Source organism: [Clostridium] ultunense DSM 10521, assembly GCF_000511955.1.
GTDB classification, from domain to species: Bacteria; Bacillota; Clostridia; order Tissierellales; family Tepidimicrobiaceae; genus Schnuerera; species Schnuerera ultunensis.
On the sequence record NZ_AZSU01000003.1, the window covers coordinates 136166 to 139228 of the forward strand.

General features: G+C 30.8%; 6 protein-coding genes and 1 riboswitch. Of the genes, 5 read left to right on the forward strand and 1 reads right to left on the reverse strand.

Annotated elements, in window-relative coordinates:
- From CUL_RS16990 to CUL_RS18900, 4 genes are all read left to right on the forward strand, one after another.
- The coding region (locus tag CUL_RS16990) for an integrase core domain-containing protein (protein ID WP_025641038.1) at window positions 1-360 on the forward strand (360 nt) is incomplete at its 5' end.
- Between the two features lie 224 nt (window positions 361-584).
- Window positions 585-685, forward strand: a riboswitch (TPP riboswitch).
- A gap of 54 nt (window positions 686-739) precedes the next feature.
- Window positions 740-1279 carry an energy-coupled thiamine transporter ThiT gene (thiT, locus tag CUL_RS0107735; protein ID WP_005585411.1) on the forward strand — a complete coding sequence of 180 codons (540 nt, stop codon included), beginning with the start codon at window positions 740-742 and terminating at the stop codon, window positions 1277-1279.
- A 10-nt stretch (window positions 1280-1289) separates the two neighbouring features.
- Window positions 1290-1934 (forward strand): thiamine diphosphokinase, encoded by a 645-nt coding sequence (locus CUL_RS0107740; RefSeq protein ID WP_005585412.1) that lies wholly within the window; start codon window positions 1290-1292, stop codon window positions 1932-1934.
- Between the two features lie 102 nt (window positions 1935-2036).
- Window positions 2037-2207 carry a hypothetical protein gene (locus CUL_RS18900; protein ID WP_005585413.1) on the forward strand — a complete coding sequence of 57 codons (171 nt, stop codon included), beginning with the start codon at window positions 2037-2039 and terminating at the stop codon, window positions 2205-2207.
- A 36-nt stretch (window positions 2208-2243) separates the two neighbouring features.
- Here CUL_RS18900 and rpmB read toward each other — a convergent pair whose 3' ends face one another.
- Window positions 2244-2435, reverse strand: coding sequence for a 50S ribosomal protein L28 (gene rpmB, locus CUL_RS0107750; RefSeq protein ID WP_005585415.1), 192 nt, complete (start codon window positions 2433-2435; stop codon window positions 2244-2246).
- A 258-nt stretch (window positions 2436-2693) separates the two neighbouring features.
- Here rpmB and CUL_RS16995 point away from each other — a divergent pair.
- A partial coding sequence (locus CUL_RS16995; protein ID WP_035143017.1) for a UPF0236 family transposase-like protein occupies window positions 2694-3063 on the forward strand: 370 nt, incomplete at its 3' end.

The following is a 3063-nucleotide window of genomic DNA, read 5'->3' on the forward strand; positions in this document are numbered from 1 at the left end:
CGACTAGAAGACAAATTAGGATTTAAAGTTAAACTAGTACAAACAGACAATGGAATCGAATTTGTTAACGATCAGGATATTACAAATAAAAAGACCAGATTCGAAAAGTATTTAGAAAAACTAGATATAAAACACAAGCGCACACGCCCATATTCACCATGGCAAAATGGCATAGTAGAGCGAAGTCATAGAATAGATAATGAATTATTTTACAGTAGAAGAAGATTTAAAAGTTACAAGCAGATGGAAAAGTCATTTATAAGATATAGTAAAAGATACAATAATATAGCAAGAAAAATCCTAAATTATAAGACTCCAAATGAAATAGTTGGAGAGTATTTCTCTAAAAATGCTGCTTAAGATGATATTACCAATAATTATTTAATCAAGGATCGCTATCGCTTTCCTCCTTGACAAAATAATTATTAGTAATTTTTTAAAACCACAGCATTATTCAGAGAAAATTTTTCAGAGGTCTGTGTCACATATGTTTGACTTCTCCAGAAAAGAACTAAAATGTTTAAAAGATTGTAATTGAAATATGTAGTATATATGATATAATGTAATTGTCAACTAAATATAGTATTTATCACTAGGGGAGCTGAAATGGCTGAGAGGGGAGCAATCCCGACCCTTTAAACCTGAACTAGGTAATTCTAGCGTAGGAAAGTGTTTATTGCGTTTATCTACCCATTACCTATTTCTGGTAATGGGTTTTATTTTTAAGGAGGTATTTATAATGAAAAAATGGAGTACTAAAATGTTAGTGGAAGCAGGAATAATGATAGCTTTATCCGTATTATTGAGTAGAATAAAGGTTTATGAAGCTCCCCAGGGAGGTTCTGTAACTGCTGGTAGTATGATTCCGATTCTTTTATTTGCCATGAGATGGGGCTTGGGACCTGGAATTACTGCTGGAGCTACCTTTGGACTCATAAAGCTTATTTTAGGAGGATGGATTTTTAGTCCAACACAAGCTATATTGGAATATCCTATAGCCTTTGGTTTTCTTGGATTGGCAGGTATATTTTCCAATTCTATTGAAAACACCAAAGGTGGAAATTATTTCAAAATAGTTTTATCAATTTTCTTGGCCATAGCTGGTAGATTTATATGTCATTTACTGGCAGGAGTAATTTTCTTTAGTGAATATGCAGGAACTCAAAATCCTTGGATTTATTCTTTTATATACCAATCCAGCTATTTAGTACCAGAGTTCATAGTTTCTGCAATTATTTTGTCTTTTATTTGGAAACCAATAAGTAGGATAGAAAAATAGGGAAGAGTGGATGATTAATTTGAAAGCACTGATCGTATTAAATGGAAAAATTGAGGACTTAAACAAACTAAAAAGGTTAGGAAAAGAATCTGATTTCATATTATGTGCAGATGGGGGTACAAATTATTGTTTAAAGGCTTCTTTAATACCAGATATGGTTATAGGCGACTTAGATTCTATTTTTGATGACACCCTAGAACAAATTAAAAAACATAATATTCCTATAAAAAAATTTCCGGCTAAAAAGGATAAAACGGATGCTGAATTATCTATTGATTATTTAATTAAGGAAGGTTTTAAGGATGTAACTTTGGTTGGGGCTACAGGTAATAGAATAGACCATACCCTGGCCAATCTGTTACTACTTACTAAACTTAATAAAAAAGGGATTAATAGTAGAATAGTAGACCATAACAATACTATATATATAGTTGATAAGGAATTGACTTTAACAAAAGAGGAGGATACTTTTTTATCCATAGTTCCTATTACTAGTTCGGGCATAATAATTACATTAAGGGGATTCGAATATGAATTAGAAAAGGTGGGTATAGACTTAGGCTCTACCTTTGGTATAAGCAATAGGATAGTAGGGGAAAAAGGGTATATACAAGTCCACGAAGGGCAATGTTTAGTTACTGTTTCTAAGGATTAGGATTGAAAGGCAAACTTTAATTTCCAGGTTTGCCTTTTATTTTGTAACTAAATCTAATAATTTGGAATAGAATAGTACAAAGGCAATACTTGGGGTGAAATAATGAAACGTTTCTATTATAGATATAGACGTAAGTCAAGAAAGATAATAGGTGTAGTATTAGGCATCATAGGCATGTTAATTATTATTAACATAATACCTATAGAAATATTATTCTTATTAATTGGAATAATATTAGTAATTATGGGTTTCTTAATATTAAGAATAAAATAAGGCTTCCATCTACAATAACATTGGAAGCCTTATTTTTTACAATGCCCTTTCAACATACCCAGATCTTAAACATCTAGTACAGACATTAATCCTTTTAGTAGTACCATCTACAACGGCTCTTACTCGTCTAATATTTGGAGACCAACTTCTATTATTCTTTTTATTTGAAAAAGTAATTTTGTTTCCAAAAACTTTTCCTTTCCCACATACATCACATTTTCTTGCCATAGATACACCTCCTTAATTAATTGAAAGAATGTACTGGTATATTTTTTCTTTTATATTTGACATATTATATTCTAACATAATAAAGGATAAAAAGGCAACAATTATTATTGATTAATCAAATAGGTAAAAGGTTAGTGTATAATTTTTGTAGGCATTAGATATATAACTGAAAAAGGGAAGACCTTTTAAGTGGCCTTCCCAATGCATAGTCAATCCGTTATAATGTAGTTAAGGACAACACATTAAGGAGGAAAGACTGTGCATATATTAAGTGTAAACCATAATGAACTTGATTTCAAGACTATTGAAGAAGAAATATATAAAACTGTTTGTAAGGTAGCCTGTGGAATTATGAAAGATATATTAGAAAAAATTGATTTGATGTTACTAGCCAAGAGGGATACTGAAAAATATCGAAATAAAGGATTCAGGAGAACCTGTATACACACAATTATGGGTGAAGTAGAGTATGAAAGAAGAATCTATCAAACCGAAGATAATGATGGGAAGAGTATGCATGTATACCTACTAGACCAATATTTAAAAAAAGAAACCATAGGCCATGTATCTAGTAATCTAGCTGAAAAGATAGTAGAAAATGTATTAGAACAATCCTATAGAAAATCAG